Annotated in this window: 23 protein-coding genes and 1 pseudogene; 18 read left to right on the top strand and 6 right to left on the bottom strand. The window is 69.8% G+C overall.

Annotation, left to right across the window (positions count from 1 at the left end; genetic code table 11):
• A partial coding sequence (locus tag Q0L11_RS00700; RefSeq protein ID WP_296594918.1) for a pirin-like bicupin family protein occupies positions 1-586 on the bottom strand: 586 nt, incomplete at its 3' end.
• 216 nt (positions 587-802) lie between these two features.
• On the opposite strand from Q0L11_RS00700, the gene Q0L11_RS00695 reads away from it, so the two are divergent.
• The 6 genes from Q0L11_RS00695 (at position 803) to Q0L11_RS00670 (ending at position 5,906) form a co-directional block, all read left to right on the top strand.
• Positions 803-1,444 carry a beta/gamma crystallin-related protein gene (locus Q0L11_RS00695; RefSeq protein ID WP_296594917.1) on the top strand — a complete coding sequence of 214 codons (642 nt, stop codon included), beginning with the start codon at positions 803-805 and terminating at the stop codon, positions 1,442-1,444.
• A 48-nt stretch (positions 1,445-1,492) separates the two neighbouring features.
• Positions 1,493-2,299: a peptidylprolyl isomerase gene (locus tag Q0L11_RS00690; RefSeq protein WP_296594916.1), complete on the top strand. Its 807-nt coding sequence runs from the start codon at positions 1,493-1,495 to the stop codon at positions 2,297-2,299.
• Positions 2,300-2,375: 76 nt separating this feature from the next.
• Complete coding sequence (locus Q0L11_RS00685) at positions 2,376-2,552, top strand: hypothetical protein (protein ID WP_296594915.1); 177 nt, start codon at positions 2,376-2,378, stop codon at positions 2,550-2,552.
• Between the two features lie 116 nt (positions 2,553-2,668).
• Entirely contained in the window at positions 2,669-3,934 is a 1,266-nt protein-coding gene (locus tag Q0L11_RS00680; protein WP_296594914.1) for a cation:dicarboxylase symporter family transporter, read from the top strand.
• Between the two features lie 25 nt (positions 3,935-3,959).
• Complete coding sequence (locus Q0L11_RS00675) at positions 3,960-4,730, top strand: acyl-CoA thioesterase domain-containing protein (protein WP_296594913.1); 771 nt, start codon at positions 3,960-3,962, stop codon at positions 4,728-4,730.
• A 54-nt stretch (positions 4,731-4,784) separates the two neighbouring features.
• A complete protein-coding gene (locus Q0L11_RS00670; protein WP_296594912.1) occupies positions 4,785-5,906 on the top strand; it encodes a pyridoxal phosphate-dependent aminotransferase in 1,122 nt (373 codons plus the stop codon).
• Here the strand turns inward: Q0L11_RS00670 and Q0L11_RS00665 are convergent.
• Genes Q0L11_RS00665 through Q0L11_RS00655 form a run of 3 tightly spaced genes read right to left on the bottom strand, consistent with a single transcriptional unit; the run spans position 5,888 to position 10,490 of the window.
• Positions 5,888-6,163 carry a DUF1294 domain-containing protein gene (locus tag Q0L11_RS00665; protein ID WP_296594911.1) on the bottom strand — a complete coding sequence of 92 codons (276 nt, stop codon included), beginning with the start codon at positions 6,161-6,163 and terminating at the stop codon, positions 5,888-5,890. The genes Q0L11_RS00670 and Q0L11_RS00665 overlap by 19 nt on opposite strands.
• A gap of 36 nt (positions 6,164-6,199) precedes the next feature.
• The gene (locus tag Q0L11_RS00660; RefSeq protein WP_296594910.1) at positions 6,200-6,826 is read right to left on the bottom strand and encodes a hypothetical protein; all 627 of its coding nucleotides are present in this window, start codon (positions 6,824-6,826) and stop codon (positions 6,200-6,202) included.
• A 43-nt stretch (positions 6,827-6,869) separates the two neighbouring features.
• Positions 6,870-10,490 carry a hydantoinase B/oxoprolinase family protein gene (locus tag Q0L11_RS00655; protein ID WP_296594909.1) on the bottom strand — a complete coding sequence of 1,207 codons (3,621 nt, stop codon included), beginning with the start codon at positions 10,488-10,490 and terminating at the stop codon, positions 6,870-6,872.
• 62 nt (positions 10,491-10,552) lie between these two features.
• Between Q0L11_RS00655 and Q0L11_RS00650 the strand changes: the two genes are divergently transcribed.
• The 6 genes from Q0L11_RS00650 to Q0L11_RS00625 all read left to right on the top strand — a co-directional run bounded on the left by Q0L11_RS00650 (position 10,553) and on the right by Q0L11_RS00625 (position 14,868).
• Positions 10,553-11,248 carry a DnaJ family molecular chaperone gene (locus Q0L11_RS00650; RefSeq protein WP_296594908.1) on the top strand — a complete coding sequence of 232 codons (696 nt, stop codon included), beginning with the start codon at positions 10,553-10,555 and terminating at the stop codon, positions 11,246-11,248.
• Positions 11,249-11,352: 104 nt separating this feature from the next.
• Entirely contained in the window at positions 11,353-11,646 is a 294-nt protein-coding gene (locus Q0L11_RS00645) for a hypothetical protein (protein ID WP_296594907.1), read from the top strand.
• A 143-nt stretch (positions 11,647-11,789) separates the two neighbouring features.
• Positions 11,790-12,083, top strand: a complete 294-nt coding sequence (locus tag Q0L11_RS00640) for a putative quinol monooxygenase (RefSeq protein WP_296594906.1) — start codon at positions 11,790-11,792, stop codon at positions 12,081-12,083.
• Positions 12,084-12,088: 5 nt separating this feature from the next.
• Positions 12,089-13,315, top strand: a complete 1,227-nt coding sequence (locus Q0L11_RS00635) for an acyl-CoA dehydrogenase family protein (RefSeq protein ID WP_296594905.1) — start codon at positions 12,089-12,091, stop codon at positions 13,313-13,315.
• Positions 13,316-13,489: 174 nt separating this feature from the next.
• Entirely contained in the window at positions 13,490-13,849 is a 360-nt protein-coding gene (locus Q0L11_RS00630; RefSeq protein ID WP_296594904.1) for an Arm DNA-binding domain-containing protein, read from the top strand.
• An 11-nt stretch (positions 13,850-13,860) separates the two neighbouring features.
• A complete protein-coding gene (locus Q0L11_RS00625) occupies positions 13,861-14,868 on the top strand; it encodes a site-specific integrase (RefSeq protein ID WP_296594903.1) in 1,008 nt (335 codons plus the stop codon).
• 67 nt (positions 14,869-14,935) lie between these two features.
• Here Q0L11_RS00625 and Q0L11_RS00620 read toward each other — a convergent pair whose 3' ends face one another.
• Positions 14,936-15,259, bottom strand: coding sequence for a hypothetical protein (locus tag Q0L11_RS00620; protein ID WP_296594902.1), 324 nt, complete (start codon positions 15,257-15,259; stop codon positions 14,936-14,938).
• A gap of 172 nt (positions 15,260-15,431) precedes the next feature.
• Between Q0L11_RS00620 and nhaA the strand changes: the two are divergent.
• Positions 15,432-16,229: pseudogene (nhaA, locus tag Q0L11_RS00615) on the top strand (Na+/H+ antiporter NhaA); the annotation flags it as partial.
• Positions 16,230-16,323: 94 nt separating this feature from the next.
• On the opposite strand, the gene Q0L11_RS00610 reads toward nhaA, so the two are convergent.
• On the bottom strand, positions 16,324-16,647 hold the full coding sequence (locus Q0L11_RS00610; RefSeq protein WP_296594901.1) for an SDR family oxidoreductase: 324 nt from the start codon (positions 16,645-16,647) through the stop codon (positions 16,324-16,326).
• Here Q0L11_RS00610 and Q0L11_RS00605 point away from each other — a divergent pair.
• The 5 genes from Q0L11_RS00605 to Q0L11_RS00585 all read left to right on the top strand — a co-directional run bounded on the left by Q0L11_RS00605 (position 16,632) and on the right by Q0L11_RS00585 (position 22,449).
• On the top strand, positions 16,632-17,429 hold the full coding sequence (locus tag Q0L11_RS00605; protein ID WP_296594900.1) for an SDR family oxidoreductase: 798 nt from the start codon (positions 16,632-16,634) through the stop codon (positions 17,427-17,429). The genes Q0L11_RS00610 and Q0L11_RS00605 overlap by 16 nt on opposite strands.
• 106 nt (positions 17,430-17,535) lie before the next feature.
• A complete protein-coding gene (locus Q0L11_RS00600) occupies positions 17,536-18,348 on the top strand; it encodes an SDR family oxidoreductase (protein ID WP_296594899.1) in 813 nt (270 codons plus the stop codon).
• Between the two features lie 3 nt (positions 18,349-18,351).
• Positions 18,352-18,927, top strand: coding sequence for a YbhB/YbcL family Raf kinase inhibitor-like protein (locus Q0L11_RS00595; RefSeq protein ID WP_296594898.1), 576 nt, complete (start codon positions 18,352-18,354; stop codon positions 18,925-18,927).
• Positions 18,928-18,938: 11 nt separating this feature from the next.
• Positions 18,939-20,696 carry a thiamine pyrophosphate-dependent enzyme gene (locus Q0L11_RS00590; RefSeq protein WP_296594897.1) on the top strand — a complete coding sequence of 586 codons (1,758 nt, stop codon included), beginning with the start codon at positions 18,939-18,941 and terminating at the stop codon, positions 20,694-20,696.
• A gap of 478 nt (positions 20,697-21,174) precedes the next feature.
• On the top strand, positions 21,175-22,449 hold the full coding sequence (locus tag Q0L11_RS00585) for a DUF1254 domain-containing protein (RefSeq protein WP_296594896.1): 1,275 nt from the start codon (positions 21,175-21,177) through the stop codon (positions 22,447-22,449).
• Positions 22,450-22,465 lie beyond the last annotated feature (16 nt).

Here is a 22,465-nt window from a genome sequence, read left to right as displayed (position 1 = left end):
CCACGGCACCGACCGCCGGCACCAGATAGGCGTGCCGGTCCTTGCCCAGCACATACTCGGTGGTCTCGCCGGCCTTGAGGGTCGCGCCCGACACGCGCCCGTTGGTCCGGATGGGCAGGGCGTCCTCATCGCCGGGCAGGCCGCTGGCCAGGGTCACGAACTTGCCGGCGCGGTCGCCCTTCGGGAAGGGCCGGGCGCCCCAGCCGGGTTTGCCGCCGCGTTCGGTCGGCTCGATCCAGATCTGGAACAGCGTCGTGGTCTCGGGCTCGAGGTTGTACTCGGCATGACGGATGCCCGTGCCCGCGCTCATCACCTGGACGTCGCCGGCGGCCGTGCGGCCCTCGTTGCCCAGGCTGTCGCGGTGGGTGATCGCGCCGGTGCGGACGTAGGTGACGATCTCCATGTCTGCGTGCGGATGCGGCGGGAAGCCGGAATTGGGGGCGATCTCGTCGTCGTTCCACACCCGGATCGGGCCCCACCCCATGTTCTGCGGGTCGTAGTAGTTGGCGAACGAGAAGTGGTGGCGGGCCTTGAGCCAGCCATGGTCGGCGCCGCCGAGGCGCGCGAAGGGTCTGCGGTCGATCATGTCGCTATTCCTACTCTCCCTTTGGCGCGGGTCGCCGCGCCGTTCGAGGAAGAAGATAATGCCGGCATTCCGGCGATAAACGGGCTTCAATGCAGAAGATTGCGTCGGAAACGGAAGCAATCGAGCGTGGCTGACGGAAGCCTGCGGACGCCCTTCAGCCGCGGTTCATTACGGCGAAGCTCCATTGGCGCGGCAACCGGCTGGAGGCCATTCGAGATGAGCAAGACATTCTGCACCGCCGCCCTGGCGACCTTGGCCCTGGCGACCTTGACCGTGGCGGGCGCCGCCGAGGCCCAGCCGTTCCGCGGCGGCTCGGCCACGCTGTACGACCAGCCGAATTTCCAGGGGAACGCGGTGACCATCACCCAGTCGGCGCCGGACCTCGGCAAGTGGCGCTTCAACGACCGCGCCCAGAGCGCGCGCTTCGAGGGGCGCTGGCTGATCTGCGAGCATGACGATTTCAGGGGCCGTTGCCAGGAGGTGCGCGGCGAGGTGCCCAACCTGCACACCCTGGGCCTGATGGCGCAGGTCTCGTCGATCGAGCCGGTGGGCGGCCGACCCGGCCCCGGCCCCGGTCCCGGGCCTGGTCCTGGGCCTGGACCCGGACCGGGCTTCCCCGGCCGGCCGGACGGGCGCGGGGTCGATGGGACGGTCACCGTCTTCTTCCCGCGGCCGACGCTGGGCGGCGTGGACGTCGCGGCGGGCAGTCGCGGCGCGGACATGTATTGCCGCCGCCAGGGCCTGGGGCCGGCCGTCTGGTACGACTCCAGCGAGCGCGCCCGCGAGGCGGTCGGACCGGAAGGTCAATTCGTGGGCCGGTCCAGCGTCCTGCGCGACCTGCTCTGCCGGAAGTATTGACCGCAGACGGATCGCCTGCCCCTCTCTGGCCTCGGCTGGGAGGGGCGGATGGTTCGCGCATTGGGGATCGCGGCGGCGGCGGTTGGGCTGATGGGCGCGGCTCCCGAACCCGACTGGCGGCCGCTGGATCCGGAGAACACGCTGGTCATCGGCACGACCAAGGGCCAAGTGATCGTCGAGCTTCGGCCCGAGTTCGCGCCGAAGGGCGTGGAGCGCATCAGGCTGCTGGCACGGGAAGGGGTCTACAACGGGCTTCAGTTCCACCGCGTCATCGACGGCTTCGTCGCCCAGACCGGCAACCCGGACAACCGCGACGGCGGGACGTCGGCCCATCCGGATCTGCCGCCCGAGTTCAGCTTCCGGATCGCGCCCGAGCTGGCGGCCGTGGCGGTCGAGCGCAGCGACGCGCGGGAGGGCTTCGTGGGGGCCACGCCGTTCCAGGCGGTGTCGTCGGGCGAGCAGGCCCGCGGGAGCGACACCCGCCTGCGCGGGTGGGGCGCCTACTGCGCGGGCGTCGTCGGCATGGGCCGCCAGGCCGCCCCGGACAGCGCCAACAGCGAGATCTTCTTCATGCGCGCGCCGGCCCGGCGGCTGGACCACGAGTACACCGTCGTGGGCCGGGTGGTGGCGGGGCGCGAGGCGATCCAGGGCGTGGCCGTGGGCGAGCCGCCGAAGATGCCGGACCTGATGCTGAAGGTGCGGGTGCTGGCCGATATTCCCGAGGCCGAGCGGCCCAGGATCGAGGTGGCCGAGACGCGCGGCCCGGCCTTCCAAGCCAAGGTGGCGGCCTTGAAGCGTGAACGCGGCGCGGCGTTCAGCATCTGCGACGTCGAGGTCCCGATCCGCCTGCGGTAGGGCCCGTGCGACGATGCGCGCCATTGTTGTGTCTGCCCCCGGCCCTTACAGCGCGCGCTCCAAGAGAGGACGCAGAATGCGCTTCGAGGTTGTCGAGGGCGTCGACGAGTGGATCGTCCGCCAGAAGGATTGCGAGCTGGGCCGGTTCGCCGACCAGGAAAAAGCCCTGCACGCCGTGGCCGAACGGCTGCGCGGCGCCGACGGGACCGCGCCCGTCTCCCTGTCCGTCCGCTACCAGCCCCCCGCCCGCTGACGCCGGCGCTGCCTTTTGGCCGTCAAACGATCTCATTTGAGAAGGTAAGGCCCTAGGCGCTTGCGGTGCGCCCGCCCGCCGGGCCAGATCGCGCCTCCATATGGAGCCGTCGCGTCTTGAAGTTTCTCCGATCCCTGAGTGTCCAGGTCCTCATCGCGCTGGCGGCCGGCGTCGCGGTGGGCGCATTCGCGGCCGCTTACGGGGGCGACATCGCCCGGCAGGTGATCGAGGGGATCGAGGCCCTGGGCGGCCTGTGGCTCAACGCCCTGCGCATGACGGTGGTGCCGCTGATCTTCGCTGTGCTGGTGACCGGCATCGCCCAGGTCTCGGACGCGGCGGCCACGGGCCGGCTGGCGGCGCGAGCGGTGTTGTGGTTCGTCGGGCTGCTGCTGCTTTCGGCCACCGTCTCGGTGGTGCTGTGCAACGCGGTCCTGGCGGCCTGGCCGGTGAGCGAGACGGCGGCGATCGCCCTGCGCGCGGGGGCCCAGGCGCCCGCCGCCGGCGTCGCGACGGCCCCCGACTTCGTGGCGTGGGTGAAGAGCCTGGCCCCGTCCAACCCGATCAAGGCGGCGGCCGAGGACGCGGTGCTGCCGGTGGTGGTGTTCGCCGTGTTCGTGGGCTTTGCCCTGACCCGACTCGCCGACGGCAAGGGGCGCACGCTGCTCGAGGTGTTCCAGGCGCTGGGCGAGGCGATGATCGTCATCGTGCGCTGGGTGCTGCTGGCCGCGCCGATCGGGGTGTTCGCCCTGGGCCTGGGCGTGGGCCTGCGAGCCGGGGTGGGCGCGGCCGGCGTGCTGGGCCAGTACATCGTGGTGGCTTCGCTGGCCGGGTTCGTGATCGCGATCGTGGCCTATGTGCTAGCCGTGGCCGTCGGGCGCGTCCCGCTGGGGCGCTGGGCGCAGGCGACCTCGCCGGTGCTGGCCACCGCGTTCGCGACGCAGTCGTCTCTGGCCTGTCTGCCGGCCATGATCGAGCGGTCGCGCGACGACCTGGGCGTGCCGCAGCGGATCGCTAACCTGGTCCTGCCGCTGGCGGTGGCGGTCTTCCGCATGACCAGCCCGGCGGTGAACCTGGCGGTCTGCGTCTTCGTCGCCCACGTCTACGGGCTGCAGCCCTCGATGCTGCAGTACACCGGCGCGGTGTTCGTGGCCCTGGCGGTGAGCGTGGGGTCGGTCGGCCTGCCGGGGCAGGTCTCGTTCATCGTCAGCGTGGCGCCGATCTGCATCGCGCTGGGCCTGCCGATCGAGCTGCTGCCGATCCTGCTGGCGGTGGAGGTGGCGCCCGACATCTTCCGCACCCTGGGCAATGTGTCCGGCGACATGGCGGTCACCGCGATCCTGGCCCGCAACGAGCCGAGCACGGAGACGACTACCCAAGCTTGAGCGGTTCCGGCATGGTCCGGCCCGCATGAAGAACGAACCTTTCTTTCGAAAAGACGGCGATCTTTTCGTCCCGACCGCCGCCGGCATCGGCCCGTGGGACAAGAACTCGCTGCATGGCCGCGTGATCATCGGCCTGCTGGGCGCCGAGATCGAGAAGCGCCACGGCTCGCCCGAGTACATGCCCGCCCGCCTGACGGTCGACATGTACAAGCTGCCCGACCTGTCGCCGGTCGAGATCGTCACCCGCACGGTCAAGGACGGCTACCGCATCAAGGTGATCGACGCCGAGTTCATCTCGGGCGGGATCAGCGCGGGCCGGGCCACCTGCCAGTTGCTGCGCAAGACGGAGAACCCGCCCGGTAACGTCTGGAAGCGCGAGCCGTGGGGCGCGCCGCACCCCGACGACGTGCCCCAGGCGCCCGAGAGCCCAATGGGCGGCATGTGGAAGGTGAAGCCGATCTCGGGCCAGATGCGCGGGGTCGAACCGCGCCGGCTGTGGATGGCCGAGGTGCGCGAAGTGGTGGACGGCGACGCCCTGACCCCGTTCGTGCGGGTGGCCGTCGCGGCGGATTTCGCCAGCCCCTTCGCCCACGTCGGCGACCAGGGCCTGGGCTACATCAACACCGACATCACGGTGTACCTGCACCGCGAGCCGGTGGGCGAGTGGATCGGCTTCGAGAGTCTGACCCACGGCGCGACCGACGGCGTGGCGGTGGGCGACTGCCTGCTGCACGACGAGCAGGGCCATATCGGCTCGGCGAGCTGCACGGCGCTGGCGCAGAAGCGGAAGGTGTAGCAACTAGCGACGATGTTCCCCGCCCAGCCTCGCCAGGAAGTCCTGGACCTCCGGATGTCGAAGATCCGCGAGGTGGCCAACGCCGGCATGGGGCGGGACGACATCCTGGCGTTCTGGTTCGGCGAGGGCGACCGGCCGACGCCGGACTTCATCCGCCAGGCCGCGGCCGAGGCGCTGCTGTCGGGGCGGACCTACTACACCCACAACCTGGGGCGGCCCGACCTGCGCGAGACGCTGGCGCGGTATTTGACAGGGCTGCACGGCGCGCCTGTCGGGGCGGAGCGGGTGGCGGTGACCAGCGCCGGGGTGAACGCGCTGATGCTGGCCGCGCAGTTGGTGCTGTCGCCCGGGGACCGGACGGTGGTGGCCGGACCCATCTGGCCGAACGTGGTCGAGATCCCGAAGATCCTGTCCAGCAGCGTCGAGGTCGTGCCGGTCGAGGCGGGGCAGGGGCGCTGGCGGCTCGACATGGACCGGCTGATGGCGGCGCTGACACCCGACACCCGCGCGCTGATCCTGAACTCGCCGAACAATCCCACGGGCTGGATGCTGCCGGCGGAGGATCGGGCGGCGATCCTGGAACGCTGCCGCAAGCATGGCATCTGGCTGATCTGCGACGACGTCTACGAGCGCCTGGCGTTCGACCGGCCGTCCGCGCCGTCGTTCCTGCCGCTGGCCACGGCCGAGGATCGGTTGATCGGGGTGAACAGCTTCTCCAAGGCCTGGCGGATGACCGGCTGGCGGCTGGGCTGGATGGTGGTTCCGCCGACGCTGATGGAAAGCCTGGGCGTGCTCGTCGAGTACAACACCTCCTGCGCGCCCGACTTCATCCAGGAAGGCGCGAAGGTGGCTGTTGAACAGGGAGAACCCGTGGTGGCCGAGCTCAAGGCCGAACTGGCGGCGGCGCGGGACCAGGTGATCGGCGCGCTGCGCCAGCTTGCCGGTGTCGAGGCCCCGACGCCCGACGGCGCGCTCTACGCCTTCTTCCGCGTCGAGGGCTGCACGGACTCGCTGGCGCTGGCGAAGGACCTGATCGCGAAGGCCGGCCTCGGCCTCGCCCCGGGCGCGGCCTTCGGGCCCGAGGGGGAGGGCTGGCTGCGCTGGTGCTTCGCCGCACGGCCCGAGAAGAACGCCGCGGGGCTGGATCGGCTGGCGCGCTATCTCAGCGCGCGATAGGCGGTCCAGCCGAGTACGGCCGCCTGCGCCGCGACGATCAGCCAAAGCGAGGTGCGGAACGGCTCCTTGCGCGTCTTGTGGCGCAAGGCCTGCTGGGCCGTGAGCGCCGCCGGCGAGCCGCCCAGCGCGGCCATCATCAGCAGCCGGCGCTCGGGGATGCGCCACGCCCGCCGCGTCGCCGCCCGCTTGTCGAGGGCGAAGGCGGCGAAGGTCGCGGCGTTGATGACCAGCAGATACAGCGCGAGCAGCTCGAACATGGGTCCGAGTGTCTCGGCCCGGCGGTGAAGGCGGCGTTAGCGGGTTGGGTTCGGCGGCGCCGGCGGCGTCTCGGGCCGGGGCGCGTCGGCCGGTGCAGGCTCGGGGGCGGGAGCCGCCTCGGCAGGCGGCGCGCTTTCCTCGTTCACCTTGAAGGTGGCGCCCATCAGCTTGGCGCGGGCCTCAAGCGAGGCCGAGACGGTCTCGCAGCGGGCCGGGAGGCTCCAGCTCATCCATTCCTGGGCCTTGCGGGCCTTGGTGACGTCGGGCCCGGCGTTCCAGATCTGGCGGCCCTGGCGCACGGCGTTGGCGCCGAGCATGTTGATCGGGCGCACGGACGCCTTCTCTGCGGCGGTGAGAGCGGCCTGGAAGGTCTTGAGCTGGGTCTTCCCGGTCTTCTGCATGTCGGCATAGACCTTCAGGTCGTCCTCCAGCTTTGTGCCCGGCTTGCGGAACTGGCTCTCGATGCGGGTGACCTCGGGCATCATCTCGTCGTGCATGTCGAGGTAGCCGCGCAGGGCGCCGTAGCACCAGGCCACGAACTGGTAGTCGTCGCGCGGCGCGCCGGCGGGCAGGCGCTCCTCGGCCGCGGGGGTCTCGGCCGTGGGCGCAGCGCCCTCCGGGGCTTGGGCGAACAGGGCGAGCGCGATGGCGAGAGCAGTCATTCAGAGCCTTGTGGTCAGTGATTTTGGCAGCTTTGCGCCGAACCTAGTTCGTGGGGCCGAACCCGCCGCCCCCGGGCGTTTCGATCTGGATTGCGTCGCCAAGCTCCACCGTAACGGAGAAGCAGCCAGGAAGTTCACTGACAGCGCCCGACGCCGCGATCAAGCGTTGCCGGCCGGGCAGTCCCGGCGATCCGCCGGCCAGGCCCTGAGGCGCGTGGTCGCGACGCGAGGACAGAAGCGCGGCCTCCATCGGCGCCAGGAACCGGATCCGCCGCACCGCCCCGTCGCCGCCTCGGTGCGCGCCGGCGCCGCCCGAGCCGCGCCGCACGCCGAAGTGCTCGACGCGGACGGGGAAGCGGCGCTCCAGGATTTCCGGATCGGTGAGGCGCGAGTTCGTCATGTGCGTGTGGATCGCGCTGGCGCCGTCGTCGGTGGCCGTGGCGCCCGCGCCGCCGCAGATGGTCTCGTAGTACTGCCGCTGCTCGTCGCCGAAGGTGAAGTTGTTCATCGAGCCTTGCGCGTTGGCCGTCACCCCCAGCGCCGCATAGAGCGCGTCGACCACGTGCTGGCTTGTCTCGACGTTGCCGGCCACGACCGCGGCCGGCGGGTGCGGCGCCAGCATCGAGCCGTCGCGCGTCAGGATCTTCAGCGGTTTCAGGCAGCCGGCGTTCAGCGGGATGTCGTCGTCCACCAGGGTGCGGAAGACGTAGAGCGCCGCGGCGTCGACGATGGCCGAGGGGGCGTTGAAGTTGGAGCCGAGCTGGTCGGCGCTGGCGGTGAAGTCGAGGATCGCCTCGCGGGCCTGGGCGTCCACCTTGGTCCGCACCACGATCTCGCCGCCGCCGTCCATCGGGACGCGGGCCTCGCCGTCCGACAGCTTGCCCACGGCCCGGCGGACGGCCTCGGCGGCGTTGTCCTGCACGAAGCCCATGTAGCGGGCGACGGCGTCCGCGCCGTAGCTTCGGATCATCTCGGCGACCGCCGCGGCGCCGGCCTGGCACGAGGCGACCTGGGCCTTGAGGTCGGCGAGGTTGCGGTCGGGCGCGCGGGCGGGACGAGGACCGCTGGCGAGTGCGGCGCGGACCTCGGCGTCGAGGAACCGGCCGTCCGCCATGATGGGCAGCGCGTCCAGCAGCACGCCCTCGTCCTCGATGGTCTTCGAGAAGGGCGGCATGGAGCCGGGCTGGATGCCGCCCACGTCGGCGTGGTGGCCGCGTGCGGCGACATAGAAGCTGGCCTGAGCGTCCCCGTCGGCCATGAACACCGGCATGACGACGGTGATGTCGGGCAGGTGGGTGCCGCCGGCGTAGGGGTTGTTGAGCGCGAAGGCCTGTCCCGGCTTGAGGTCGGGGTGGCGGTCGCGGACCGCGCGCACGCTGGCGCCCATGGAGCCCAGGTGCACGGGCATATGCGGCGCATTGGCGACCAGGCCGCCATCGGCGTCGAAGAGCGCGCAGGAGAAGTCGAGCCGCTCCTTGATGTTCACCGAGTGCGCCGTGCGCTCCAAGGCCGCGCCCATGGCCTCCGCCACGCCCATGAAGCGGCGGTTGAAGAGTTCCAGGGTGACCGGGTCGGGCCTGTCGAGGGCGATGGCCTGCCGCGCGGCGGCGGCCGTGCGGGAAAGGCGGATGAGGCCGCCGGGCTCGGCCGCGGCGCGCCAGCCGGGGAGGAGCGCGATCTGGGTGTCGGCGCGGACGACGAGCGCGGGGCCGTCGACGGCGGTGAGCGTTTCGGCCGGGACGACGGGGGCGTCATGCCATGCGCCTTGGGCGTACATGGAGACCTTCTCCCCTTGCGGGAGAAGGTAGTCCGCGGAGCGGGCCGGGTGAGGGGCTTCGCTCCCCTGTCCGCGCGACCCCTCATCCGTCGGCCTGCGGCCGCCACCGTCTCCCGCAAGGGGAGAAGGTCCGTCGAAAGCCTCCGCCTCGACCGCGGCGATCAGGATCGGGCGGTCGGGCTCGATGAAGCCGAACAGGCGCTGGTGGGCCTGTTCGAAGGTCGCCTTCGCGGCGGCCTCGTCGGTCAGGGGAACCGGAAGTTCGGCGTCGGCGCCGTCGTAGCGCAGGCGCAGGGTGCGGCGGATGTCGCCGGCCTCCGCGCCCTGGGCGGCCATGTCGGCGCGGGCCTCGGCCTCCACGGCGGCCAAGGCAGCCCTCGCGACGTCCAGCCCGCCCGCCAGGGGCGCCTCGACGCCGACCTGGCGCAGGGCGGTCACCTGGGCCTGGCCGATGCCCCAGGCAGACAGGACGCTGCCGTACTTCGGGCAGAGCACCTCGCCCACGCCCAGCGCTTCCGCGGTCTGGCAGGCGACCTGGCCGGCGGCGCCGCCGAAGGCGACCAGGGCGTGTTCGCGCGGATCGAAGCCCCGTTCGGTGGAAATGCGGCGCACCGCCTGGGCCATCTGCTCGACCGCCACGGCGACGAACCCCTCGGCGGCCGCTTCGAGGCTGTCCGCGCCCATGGCCTCGGCGAGGGACGCCAGGCGGGCGCGGCTGGCGGCGGGATCGAGAGGGGCGTCGCCGTCAGGGCCGAACACGGCGGGGAAGAAACGCGGGTCGAGGCGGCCGAGCACCAGGTTCGCGTCGGTCACCGCGGCCGGACCGCCGCGGCCGTAGCAGGCGGGGCCGGGATCGGCGCCGGCGCTGGCCGGGCCTGCCCGGGCGCGCATGCCGTCGAAAGTCAGCACCGAGCCGCCGCCGGCCGCCACGGTTTCGACGTCCAGCATGGGGCTGCGGAGCTTCACGCCGGCGACCTGGGCCGCGTCCCGCCGTTCGAGGGCGCCCGCGAACCGGCACACGTCGGTGGAGGTGCCACCCATGTCGAAGCCCAGCACCGCCTCGGCGCCGGCGTGGGTCGCCGTGCGCGCCACGCCGACCACGCCGCCAGCGGGCCCGGACACCACGGCGTCGCGGCCTCGGAAGGCTTCGGCGCGGACGAGCCCGCCAGCCGACGTCATGAAGTAGAGCGGCGCCCCGGCCACAGCGTCGGCTACCCGGCGGACATAGGCCTGCAGGACGGGCGTGAGGTAGGCGTCCGCCACCGTCGTCTCGGCGCGCGGCACGAACCGGGGCAGGGGGGAGACCTCGGAGCTCAAGGCGACGAATCCGAAGCCGGCGGCGCGCGCGATCTCGCCTGCCTGTCGCTCATGCTCGGGGTTCAGGTCGGCGTGCAGGAAGGCGATGGCGGCCGAGGTGAAGCCTTCGGCCACGGCGGCCTCCAGCCGCGCCCTGAGCGTGGGCTTATCGAGGGAGGCGACGATCGATCCGTCCGCCGCCAGCCGTTCGGAGGCCTCGACCACGCCTGCGTAGAGCGGCGCCGGCTTTTCGATGTTGAGGGCGAAGAGGTCCGGCCGGGCCTGGTCGCCGATGGCCAGGGCGTCGGCGAAGCCGGCGGTGGTCACCAGCAGGGTCTTGGCGCCCGCGCGCTCCAAAAGGGCGTTGGTGGCGACGGTGGTGCCCATCTTGATCGCGGCGACGCGATGGGCGGGGAAGGGCTGGCCTGGCTCCGCGCCGAGGATCCGGCGCATGGCCTCGACGGCGGCGTCGGGATAGGCGGGCGAGGCGGAGAGCAGCTTGGCCGAAACCTCCTCGCCGTCGTCGGCGCGGCCGATCACGTCGGTGAACGTGCCGCCGCGATCGATCCAGAAGGAGAAAACCCTGTCCAAAACTTAACTCCTCGGGGCGATTGTCACGGGCTCGCCGCGGTCGTAAGGCATGCCATAGCGAAATGAGCTTCTGGCGCAAAATAGCCGGCCTCGCAGCGCGCAAGGTCGATGAGGCGGAATGCGATGTCTGCCCGCCCGGCCTGCCCGGCGAAGACCCCGCGTTCTCCACGGCCGTCACCGCGCTGGGCGCCAAGCTGGCCAAGGCCGACGGCGAGGCGCACGCGGCCGAGTACGACGCCTTCCACACCGTCTTCCAGGCCGACCCCGCCAGCGAAGGCAACATCCGCAGGCTCTATCAGCTCGCCCGGCAGACGACGCGCGGGTTCGAGGGCTATGCCCGGCGGCTGCGCAAGCGGTACGGCGCGTGCCCGCAACTGCTGGAAGACGTGCTGGACGGCCTCTTCCACATCGCCGCCTCTGACGGCGTGGTGACCGGCGACGAGCTGGCCTATCTGGAACGGGTGTCGGAGCTGTTCGGCCTGTCGCCACTGACCTTCCGGAGGGTGAAGGCCACCCACCTGGGCGCGGCCAACGACGATCCGTACGTGATCCTGGGCGTCGCGCCCGACGCCTCGGACGCCGACGTGCGGGCCGCCTGGCGCGCGCAGCTTGCCGAGGCGCACCCCGACCGCGCCCGCTCGCGCGGGCTGCCGGCCGAGTTCGTCGAGGTCGCCGAGGCCAAGGCGTCCGCCATCAACGCCGCCTACGACCAGATCCAGCGCGAGCGGAAGTCGCTCTCGCTGGAAGGTGCGGCATGACCGCTCTTGGTCGCTTTTCCGACGTCTCCGTGGTTGACGCCGGGAACGAGTGTGCTGACATGTATCTTTCACGGAGCGCCCCATGCGCCCGCTGAGGAGCTGAAATGGTCAAGGACTTCGCCGCGCAAGAGGGCTCCGCCCTTCGCAGCCTGGCCGCCGTCGGCGCCGCCCTCGCCACCACCGGGGCCGTCATCGTCGGCGCGGTTCTCGCGGTCTTCGCGGCCGCCACCGTGGCGGTGATCGCGGTCATGACCTCGGCCCTGCTGGGCTTCGCCGCCCTGGCCATGCGCGCCCGCCGCACCGTTCGCGCCCGCCGCCGCCGCGACGACGGCGTGATCGAAGCCCGCCACCTGGGCGGCCACCACTGGGTGGCCTACGGCTGGAACGAGCGGAACTAGCGCTCTCCTCGCGTCGGCGAGGACCTTCATCCTCATCGCTCGTCGCGCCCTTCCGGTGGCCGTTCGCGCACGCTTGGCGGAATGGAGTTGAACCCGCCGTCCAGCGCCTCTACCGTCATTCAAACAATCGTTGGGAGGATGGCATGACCATTGGCGTGATCGCGAAGCTGCCGGTTCAGGAGGGCAAGGGGCCCGAGTTCGAGGCGTTCTTCACCGAACTGGCGAGGCAGGTGCGCGCCAACGAGCCGGGCAACATCGCCTACCAGCTCACCAAGAGCCGGACCGAGCCCAACGTCTACAAGGTGCTGGAGCTCTACAAGGACCAGGACGCCCTGACGCATCATGGCGGCACCGACTACTTCAAGGCCGCCGGGCCGAAGTTCGCCGCGGTCCTCGCCGGCCGCCCCGAGATCGAATACCTCGACGGCGTGGGCTGATCGCCATGGACCTGGATTTCTCTCCTGAGGACCTGGAGTTCGGCAAGGAGGTCCGCGCCTTCATCGCCGAGGCGTTCGACGACGACATGCGGGCCAAGCTCTCGCAGTCGAAGAACAACCACCTCGACAAGGAAGCCCAGGTCCGCTGGCTGAAGCGGCTGGGCGAGAAGGGCTGGATCGCGCCCGACTGGCCGGTGGAATACGGCGGCACGGGCTGGAGCCTGGGCAAGAAGTACGTCTTCGACATGGAGATGGCCCTCGCCGGCGCGCCGTCGACGTCGAACATGGGCCTGAAGATGTGCGCGCCCGTGGTGATGGCCTTCGGCACGGACGAGCAGAAGAAGCAGCACCTTCCGAAGATCCTCTCCACCGACGTCTGGTGGTGCCAGGGCTATTCCGAGCCGGGCTCGGGCTCCGATCTCGCCTCGCTGGCGCTGAAGGCCGAGCGAGACGGGGACTACTATGTCCTGAACGGGTCGAAGACCTGGACGACGCTGGCGCAGTGGGCCGACTGGATGTTCTGCCTGGTTCGGACCTCGAACGAGGACATCCGCCAGAAGGGCATCTCGTTCCTGCTGATCGACATGAAGACGCCGGGCATCTCGATCCGCCCGATCGTGACGCTCGACGGCCCGCCCGAGGGCGAGCAGGAGATCAACGAGACCTTCTTCGACAACGTCCGCGTGCCGGTGTCGAACCGGATCGGCAAGGAAGGCGAAGGCTGGACCTACGCCAAGTACCTGCTGCAGTTCGAGCGCGGCAACGCCTACGCGCCGGGTCTGCAGGCCCAGCTCAAGAAGGTGCGCAAGATCGCCGGCATCGAGCGGTCGGACGGCGGCGGATCGATGATGGGCGACCCCGACTTCCGCAAGAAGCTCTCCGAGGTCGAGATCAAGGTCGAGGCGCTGAACGCCACCGAGCTGCGCATCTTCGCCGGCCGGGCGAACGGCGACGCGATGGGCGCGGTCTCGTCGATGCTGAAGCTGGAAGGCAGCCAGATGCAGCAGGCGATCACCGAGCTCGCGCTGGAGGCCGCCGGCCTCTACGCCCAGCCGTTCGTGCAGGACACCTGGAGCCACCTGAAGGACGGCGGCGCCAACTATTTCCGCGCCGGCCAGGACTACTCGGCCACGGTGGCGCCCACCTACTTCAACTACCGCAAGACCTCGATCTACGCGGGCTCGAACGAGATCCAGCACAACATCATGGCGAAGATGGTGCTGGGGCTGTAGCAGGCTGTTTCAGGATCGTTCATTTCGACCCTAATCTACTGAAAACATTTAAGATCACCTTTTCAGGAGTTTGCACACGCTGGAGTTGAGTTTCCGCGATTTGTGACCTATTTGGGAGCTAAGTCACAGATTTTCGCATGCCCAAAGCCAAGCTCACGCCCGCATTCTGCGAGGATGTTCAGCCCGTCGAGGGCCGGCAGGTATCCTAACCTCGACAAGGACGCCAAGGGACTGGAGCTCCGCGTCTCCGGCGATGGCCGGAAGTCCTGGAGCTTCCGTTATCGCACGCGTGAAGGGCGCCAGGCGCGCGTGACGCTCGGCGTCTATTCGTCCGCGTTCGGCGTCAAGAAGGCCCGGGCGGCGGCGCGGAAGACCCGGGTGCTCGTCGATGAAGGCGGCGACCCCGCCATGTCCCGCCGCATCGCCAAGCTCGAAGCGTCCACAGAACACCTCAAGACCTTCGGTGACTTGGCGGCCGCCTATTTTAGAGCGACCGAGGCGGGTCGGTATCGGCCCAGCGCGCCTCGAGTCTGAAGCACGAGCGGATGGTCTATCGCGTCCATGTCGAGGGGCCGCTCGCCGACATTCCCATCGATATGCTCAGTCGTCGGACGATCAAATCGGTCCTCGAACGCATGCTCGACAAAGGCGTCACGTCTCAGGCGGTGAAGGCCCAGGCCGTCATCCGGCAGATGCTCACCTACGCGGTCAACGAAGAGCGGATCCCGTTCAACTTCATCGCCAACATGGCGCCGGTCGCGCCCGAAAACGTCAGGATGCGCGTCTACTCGGACGCCGAGATCAAGGCGATCTGGAGCGGGGTGGCCGAGCCGGAGACCCTGATCATTCCGGACACCATCGCCGACAAGCGGCGTGATGGAAGCCTGGTGCAGATCGGCCAGCCGATGCGCATCGCGATCCAGTTGGTCTTCCTGCTGCTTCAGCACCGCAACGAGGTCCTGGGCATGGCTAGGTCCGAGCTGGACCTCGAGCATGGCGTCTGGGCGATTCCGGCTAGCCGCATGAAGAGCAAGCGCGCCCACATCGTGCCACTCTCGCCCTGGGCCATCTCCCTGATCGAGCATGCCATCCGGTTGAACGATGGCCTGAAGACGGACCAGGTCTTCCTGGGCCGCGTCGACGCGTCGAGGTCCATGAACGGGCCTTCCATGAACGTTGCGCTGACCGCGGTCCTGCGAGCGTGCGCGATCGAGGACGGCACGATCCACGACATCCGGCGGACCGGCTCGACGCTGATGACGAGCGAACGCCTCAACATCTCGCCTTTCATCCGCAGCAAGGTGTTCGGCCACTACGACGCCGGCGGCGGCGCCCAGGTGTCTATGCAACGCTACGACGCCAACACCTACGTCCGGGAGAAGCGGGCAGCGCTGGCCCAGTGGCAGCAACTCCTGGCACGGATCGTCGGCGAGCCGATGGAGCCGGTGCTTCGGTTCGATGGGACCTCGGCGATCGCCGGAGCGTTTGCGATCTCTGGACCACCGGTTTCGTCGCCGGCCGCGTCGTTGGCGCTGTTTCGTAGCGCACAATAGAGGCGGCGGGTCCCGGCTTGTGCTGGGCACGAAGCGTCACTACCACCAGCGCGGCCGGCTGACTGCGTCAGAACGGATAGGGCGCGTCATCCAGGAATATGTTTGGTGCTGGAATTCCGAGATAGCCCCCAAACTCCCCGTAGGCGCCCAGCTTGCCAGCCCTGTACTCGTCCGAACCGTAGAGGCAGGCCGCCAAACCTTTGAGAGCGAGCGCCACAGCCTGAAGGCTAGATTCTCCTGCTACATCAAGGCTGTAGGAGATCGGCGCGCCGACCTCAAATCTGCAGACCCAGCCTGGGCCCGTTGCGCGGCCTTCGGGCGCAAATAGCCGAACCACCACCTTTTCCTCGTGGCCTGCGAGATCGAGTGGCAGTTCGGCGATGATCGTCATCTCTGTGGGCCGTCCGGGTGCGTGAATAGGCGCGGGTGTAGTTTCAGGAAGGCGCCTCGGCTCGGGGGCGGCTTTGGCCGCAAGCCTCAACGCTGACTGAGACATCTGAAAAACGCGCGCAATTGTCAAGAACAAAAAGAGAACATTTAGTTGCAGCTGGTCGCTTCCATGTGCTTTGGGAAGCGTCCTGGGCCCGCGCATTCCGAAGAGCCTGAAGGTGTTCCTGGCGACGCTCGCCATTGTCGACGACCTGGTCGCCGTGGTCGTGATCGCCGTGTTCTACACCGCCGGGATCGACGTCGCCGCGCTCGGCGGCGCGGCGCTCACCGTGCTCCTGCTGATCGGTCTCAACCGGCTCAAGGTCGTCCGCCTCGCACCCTACTTGATGCTCGGCGCCGGCCTCTGGTGGCTGGTCCTGCTCTCGGGGGGCCACGCCACGATCGCGGGCGTCGTGCTGGCGATGATCATACCGCTGCGCGCCTCGAAGGGGGCGCCGGACGACATGACCTCGCCGCTGCACCGGCTGGAGCACGCGCTCTCCCCCTGGGTGGCGTTCCTGATCGTGCCCGTCTTCGGCTTCGCTAACGCCAGCGTGTCGTTTGCCGGCCTCTCGCCGTCGGTCCTCATGGAGCCGGCGACCCTTGGCGTTGCGGCCGGACTGTTCCTCGGCAAGCAGGTCGGCGTCTTCCTCGCCGCGTGGCTCGCGATCCGGGTCGGCGTGGCGCGGCTGCCGGTGGCGGCGTCCTGGGCCCAGCTCTATGGGGTGAGTGTCCTGTGCGGCATCGGCTTCACCATGAGCCTCTTCATCGGCCTCCTTGCATTCCGCGACCCCGCGCTTCACGACCAGGTGAAGATCGGCGTCCTGGCCGGCTCCCTGGCGTCGGCGCTGGCCGGGGCCGCGCTGCTGAGCGTCGCCCGACGGAGGCCGCCGGCTGGCGAGAGCGCGGCTACGCAGGAGGCTGCCGGATAGGCCTCGGCAGAGCGCGCATGGGGCAGGCGAGGGGGGGCGGGGGCCACCCCCTCAGGCGCGTCCAACATCGAGCCGGAGCGTAGCGCCCGCGCGTCTAGGGACCGCCGCGCGCGCCGGTGGCGCCGTAGATGGCCCCGGATGTGTAGCTGTCCTCATTCGAAGCCAGGAGGACGTAGATCGAGGCGAGTTCGGCCGGCTGGCCGGGGCGGCCCATCGGGGTGTCGCCGCCGAACTGCGGCAGCTTCTCGGGAAGCTGCCCGCCGCCGGGCTGAAGCGGGGTCCAGATCGGACCCGGCGCGACCGCGTTGACGCGTATCCCCTGAGGCGCGAGCTGCTTCGCCAGCGACTTGGTCAGATTCATGATCCCGGCCTTGGTCATCGCGTAGTCGATGATCTCGGGCGGTGGATCGTAGGCCACGGCCGGACCATGGCGAGGACACCTACCGGGGCTCGGCCAGGCTGGAGGGGAAGCGCGCCGTCATCACCGGCGGCGACAGCGGGATCGGCAAGGCGGTGGCCATCGCCTTCGCGCGCGAGGGCGCGGACGTGCTGATCAGTTATCTCTGCGAGGACGAGGACGCGAAGGATACGGCGCGTCTTGTCGAGGCGGCCGGCCGCCGCTGCGTGCTGGTCCCGGGCGATCTCGCGGACAAGGCCCACTGCCGAGCGATCATCGACCGGGCCGTCGAGGACCTGGGCGGCATCGACATCCTGGTCAACAACGCCGCTCAGCAGATGACCTACGAGACCCTCGAGGACATTCCGGATGAGGAGTGGGAGCGGACCTTCGCGGTGAACATCACGGCCATGTTCCACCTCTGCAAGGCGGCGGTCCCGCACATGAAGCCGGGATCCTCGATCATCAACACCAGCTCCGTGAACTCGGAAAAGCCCCGGCCGACCCTGCTCGCCTACGCCACCACCAAAGGCGCGATCGCCAACTTCTCCGCCGGTCTCGCCCAGTTGCTGGGCGAGAAGGGCATCCGGGTGAACTCGGTGGCCCCAGGTCCGATCTGGACGCCGCTGATCCCGTCGACCATGCCCGCCGAGGAGGTGCGCTCGTTCGGAGAGGACACGCCGCTGAAGCGCGCCGGGCAGCCGAAGGAACTGGCCGGCATCTACGTGCTGCTGGCGTCGGACGAGGGCAGCTACATGAGCGGTGGCCGCTACGCCGTCACCGGCGGCGCGCCGATCCTCTAGGGTGCCGCGCCTCGCTGCGGCGGACCGGCGCACGACCTTTACGAATGATGGATCGCGGAACGCGCCGGTCCCGCGTTGGCTTGCTCCCCGCAGACAGGAGAGTCCCATGAGCGAAGCCCCTGAGGATGTCCGCCCGCTTGCCGTCGTCACCGGCGGCTCCAACGGCATCGGCTACGAACTGGCGCGGCAGTTCGCCGAGCACGGCTACGACCTGCTGCTCGCCGCCGAGAACGAACCGCACCTGCGGGAGGCGGCTGGCGCCCTCCAAAGCCTCGGCGGCGTGCGGGTGGAGATCTGCGCCGGGGATCTGTCGCAGGAAGAGGGCGTCCGCGCCCTTTACGAGCGGATTCGCGGCCTTGCCGCGCCCGTCGACGTCCTCTGCGTGAACGCGGGGGTGGGCCTGGGCGGCCCGTTCGCGGAGACGGATCTCGAGAAGGAGATCCGCATGATCAACCTGAACATCACCGGGGCCGTGGCGCTCACCAAGTTCGTGCTGAAGGACATGGTCGCCCGCGATCGGGGGAAGATCCTCTTCACCTCGTCGATCGCGGCCACCATGCCGGACCCATTCGAGGCGGTCTACGGCGGCACGAAGGTCTTCCTGCGCTGGTTCGGCGAGTCCCTGCGGAACGAGCTGAAAGACACGGGGGTGGGCGTCACCGTCCTGATGCCCAGCATCACCGATACGAACTTCTTCCAGCGCGCCGAGATGATGGACACCAAGGCAGGCCAGATGGAGCACAAGGACGATCCGGCGACGGTCGCCAAGGCCGCCTTCGAAGGCCTGATGGCCGACAGGGACAAGGTCATCCCGACCCTGAAAAACAAAGCCCTGGCCGCCGGCGCGGAGATGCTGCCGGACACGGCGGCGGCGCAGATGCACCGAGGGCTCTCGGAGCCCGGCTCGGGCCGGACGTAGCCGATGCTGGAGAAGCTCCCCGCCGGCGTCGGCCATGCCCTGCGCGGCGTCCGTGCAGGGTACGAGAAGGTGGTCAGCGAGGCCGCGGACTTCGCAGATGCGCCCGAGACCATCTCGCTGCTCAGCCCCGCCTTCGAGGACGGAACCTCAATCCCGTCCCGGTTCACGACCGATGGGGAGGCCATCTCGCCGCCGCTGACCTGGAACGGCGCGCCGGGCGGAGCGGTCGGCATGGTGCTGATCGTCGAGGACCCCGACGCCCCGACGCCCGAGCCGCTCGTCCACCTGCTCGCCTGGGACCTGCCGCCCGACCTGCGGACGCTGCCCGAGGGTCAGTTCCGCAGCCCGGGCCATGACGGCCTGGACGAAGTGCTCGGACGCAATTCGTACCTGCAGGCGGCTTGGCTTCCGCCCGACCCCCCGCGCGGGCACGGCCCGCACCTCTATGTCTTCCAGCTGTTCGCCCTCGACCGTGCGCTGTCGTTCGAGCGGCCGCCGCGCCGGACGGCCGTCGTCGCGGCGATGAAGGGCCACGTGCTCGCCAAGGGCGTCCTTGTCGGGACCTACGCGCGGGACTGAAGGAGCGTATGATGCCGCAGACCGCGTCCGACATCTTCGTCGAGGCCCTGATCGACTGGGGCGTGGAGGTGATCTTCGGCCTGCCGGGCGACGGCATCAACGGCGTCATGGAGGCGCTCCGCACACGCCAGGACCGCATCCGGTTCGTCCAGGCGCGTCATGAGGAAGCCGCCGCCTTCATGGCGGTCGCCTACGCCAAGTGGACCGGCAAGCTGGGGGTCTGCCTCGCCACCACCGGGCCCGGCGGCACGCACCTGCTCACGGGCCTCTACGACGCCAAGTTCGACCGCGCTCCGGTGCTGGCGATCACGGGGTTGCCGTACCACGACCTCATCGGCACCTACACGCAGCAGGACATCGACCATACCAAGGTGTTCCAGGACGTGGCCGCCTACACGACGGCCATCTACGGCGCCCAGCACGTGCGTCAGGCGACGGCGCTGGCCTGCCGCGCCGCGCTGGCCGATAGGGGCGTTGCGCACCTGGCCTTCCCGTCGGACGTGCAGGAGCAGTCGCTGGAGAACGACGAGCCGTCGCCCCGCCACAAGGCCGACCCGCGCGTGACCTACACCGAGAACGCCCGCTTGCCGGACGACGAGGCGATCGCCGGAGCGGCGGAGGTCCTGAACGCCGGGCGCAGGGTTGCGATCCTGGCGGGCCAGGGCGCGCTCGCCGCCGGCGCCGAGCTTGCGCGGACCGCCGAACTCCTGGGCGCGCCGATCGCGAAGGCGCTGCTGGGCAAGGCCGTCCTTCCCGACGACCATCCGTACGTCACGGGCGGCGTCGGCTACCTGGGCGCGCGACCGTCGCAGCAGGTGCTTGAAGCTTGCGACGCGCTGCTGATCGTGGGCTCGAACTTCCCCTACGTCGAATACTACCCCCAGCCGGACCAGGCGCGGGCGGTGCAGATCGACCTGGACCCGCGTCGGATCGGCCTGCGCTTCCCGGCCGAGGTCGGCGTGGTGGGTGACGCGGCCGCCAGCCTGCGGGCGCTGAATGACCGCCTGCAGGCCAGGACGGACCCAAGCTTCCTCGCGCAGGCGCAGGCCTGGAAGCGGGAATGGCTGGATGCGCTGGCGGAGGGGGCGCATCGCCCGGGCAAGCCGATGAAGCCGCAGCGTGTGGTGTTCGAGCTGAACCGCCGCCTGCCGCCGGACGCGATCATCGCCGCGGACAGCGGCTTCAACACCGCCCTCGCCGCCCAGTACCTGATGATCCGCGAGGGCCAGACGTTCGGCGTCTCCGGGACGCTGGCGTCGATGGGCTGCGGCCTGCCGTACGCGATCGGCGCCTGCATCGCCCATCCGGACCGGACGGCGGTGGCGGTGGTGGGCGACGGCGGGCTCAGCATGAGCCTGGCGGAGCTAGCCACCGCGGCCCGCTACCGCCTGCCGATCAAGGTGGTGGTGATCAACAACGGCTCGCTGGGCCAGATCAAGTGGGAGCAGATGCTGTTCCTGGGTAATCCGGAGTTCGGGTGCGAACTCGCGCCCGTGGACTTCGCCAAGGTGGCGGACGGACTGGGCGTGCGCGGCCTCCGCGTCGAAGATCCGGAGGCGATCGGCCCAGCATTGGAAGACGCCTTCGCCACCGAGGGTCCGGTCCTCATCGACGCCGTGGTGGACTCGGCGGAGATCATGCTGCCGCCGAAGCGGCGCGAGGCCTACATGGAGCACCTGGCGCAGGCTTTCAAAACCGGCACCGCCGGTCAGGACGCGATTCAGCAGCGCATGCGGGAGGAGCCGGCCGCGACGTCGCTGAAGCGGTGAGGCGTCCATTTCGAGGCCTGCACCCTCTCTCGTCATCGGTCAGACAACGCTCGGGCGGCAACCACCGCCCCTGAGGCGAAGCCGAATCTGCGCGGCGGGCGCTGAGGTGTCCGATCCGGGCGAACTTGCATGGGTCAGTCGGTCTGCCTTTCGCAGGTCGCGCGCTCGAGCGCGAACGCAGCGGAGAAGCCATGCAGAACCGTGGAAAGCAGGATGGCGAATGCGGTGAGCCGAAATGGCGATGATAGCTCGCAGCTATGATGACGCGTCACCGTCGCCAATGTCGGGCGAGTCCGAAGATTGTTAGCTCCGTCGCGAAGCCTCCAGGCGGTTCAGAACGGCGCAGCCGTCGCCCCAATGGACGAGGCGATAATTGTGGGAGCGGGACGTGAACCGTCGAAATTTGCTTGGTTCGGCAGTGGTTGTGGGCGCCGCTCTCGGCACGGGGGCGCGTGCGCAAGCCGCCGCGCCAAAGGCTTTGCCTGACACGAAAGCCCAAGGCCCCGCGGCGACGGGACTGAGAGCCGCCGCGGCCGAAGCCTGGCTCTACGGGTTGGCCTTGATCGAGATGGCGCTCACGCGCTCGGCGCAGTTCGACAATGGCCTGACGGTCGGCCGCTTCTCGCACAAGCGCGAACTTGCCGGGCCGGAGATGCGGTGGGTGACCACGCCCAACAACGACACGCTGTATTCGATCTGCTGGCTGGACCTGTCTCGCGGTCCGGCGAAGATCACCGTGCCGGCCACCGGCGACCGGTACTTCGCCGCGGCCATGATGGACATGTACAGCAACAACTATGCGGTCCTCAGCCCTCGGACCTTGGGCGGGCGCGGCGGGACCTTTACGATCGTCGGGCCGGGCCAGGCGAGTTCCGACCCTCTCGCGATCCGCTCCCCCACCCGCTGGAGCTGGGTCACCTTGCGCGTCCTGGTGGACGGCCCCGCCGACCTCGCTGCGGCGCACGCCGTTCAGGATGGGTTCGAGATGAACGCCCCGACGGCGCCGGCGCCGGAGCGGCCGGCGGCGCGTGACGCCGACTGGCCGACCTACTTCGCCTCGGTCCAGGCCTTGCTGAACGACAACGCGCCGCCGGCGACCGACACGGCGCTCCTCCGCCGGATCGCGCCGCTCGGCCTGGGCGTCGGGACGCGCTTCGACCCGAGCCGCTTCAGCTCGGCCGAGGCGGCTGAGATCGCGGCTGGCGTCGCCGATGCGCGCCGGTCTGTGATCGGCGTTCGCCGCGCGGGCCCGCTCATCGACGGCTGGGCCTATCCGAAGGATGGCTCGGGCGCCTTTGGCCAGGACTATCGGTACCGGGCTCAGGTCGCCCTGGGAGGTCTCGGCACCCTCACGCGCGTCGAGGCGATGTATGCCCGTCCTGTCAATGATAAGGGAACGAACGCGTTCGACAGCGACGCCGTGTGGCGGCTTCGGTTCGGCGCGGGGCGGCTTCCGCCGGTCAACGCGTTCTGGTCGCTGAGCCTCTATGAGGCCGAACCGAACGGCCAGTTCTTCTTCACCGAGAACGCGATTGGCCGCTACGCCATCGGAGATCGCACGCCCGGGCTCGTCTATGGCGCCGACGGCTCGCTGGACATCTGGATTTCGCGAAAGAATCCGGGCGGAGCCAGGACGGCGAACTGGCTCCCCGCGCCCGCGCAGCTGCCGTTCTCGCTCGTGATGCGGGCGTACCTTCCCAAGGACGACTTCCTGAACGGAACCTACCGCCTGCCGCCGCTCCAGCGGGCCTGACAAGGGGACGCGCCGC

The organism is Phenylobacterium sp. (assembly GCF_024508875.1).
Lineage (GTDB): Bacteria > Pseudomonadota > Alphaproteobacteria > Caulobacterales > Caulobacteraceae > Phenylobacterium.
This window is presented reverse-complemented; position numbering and strand designations above follow the sequence as displayed.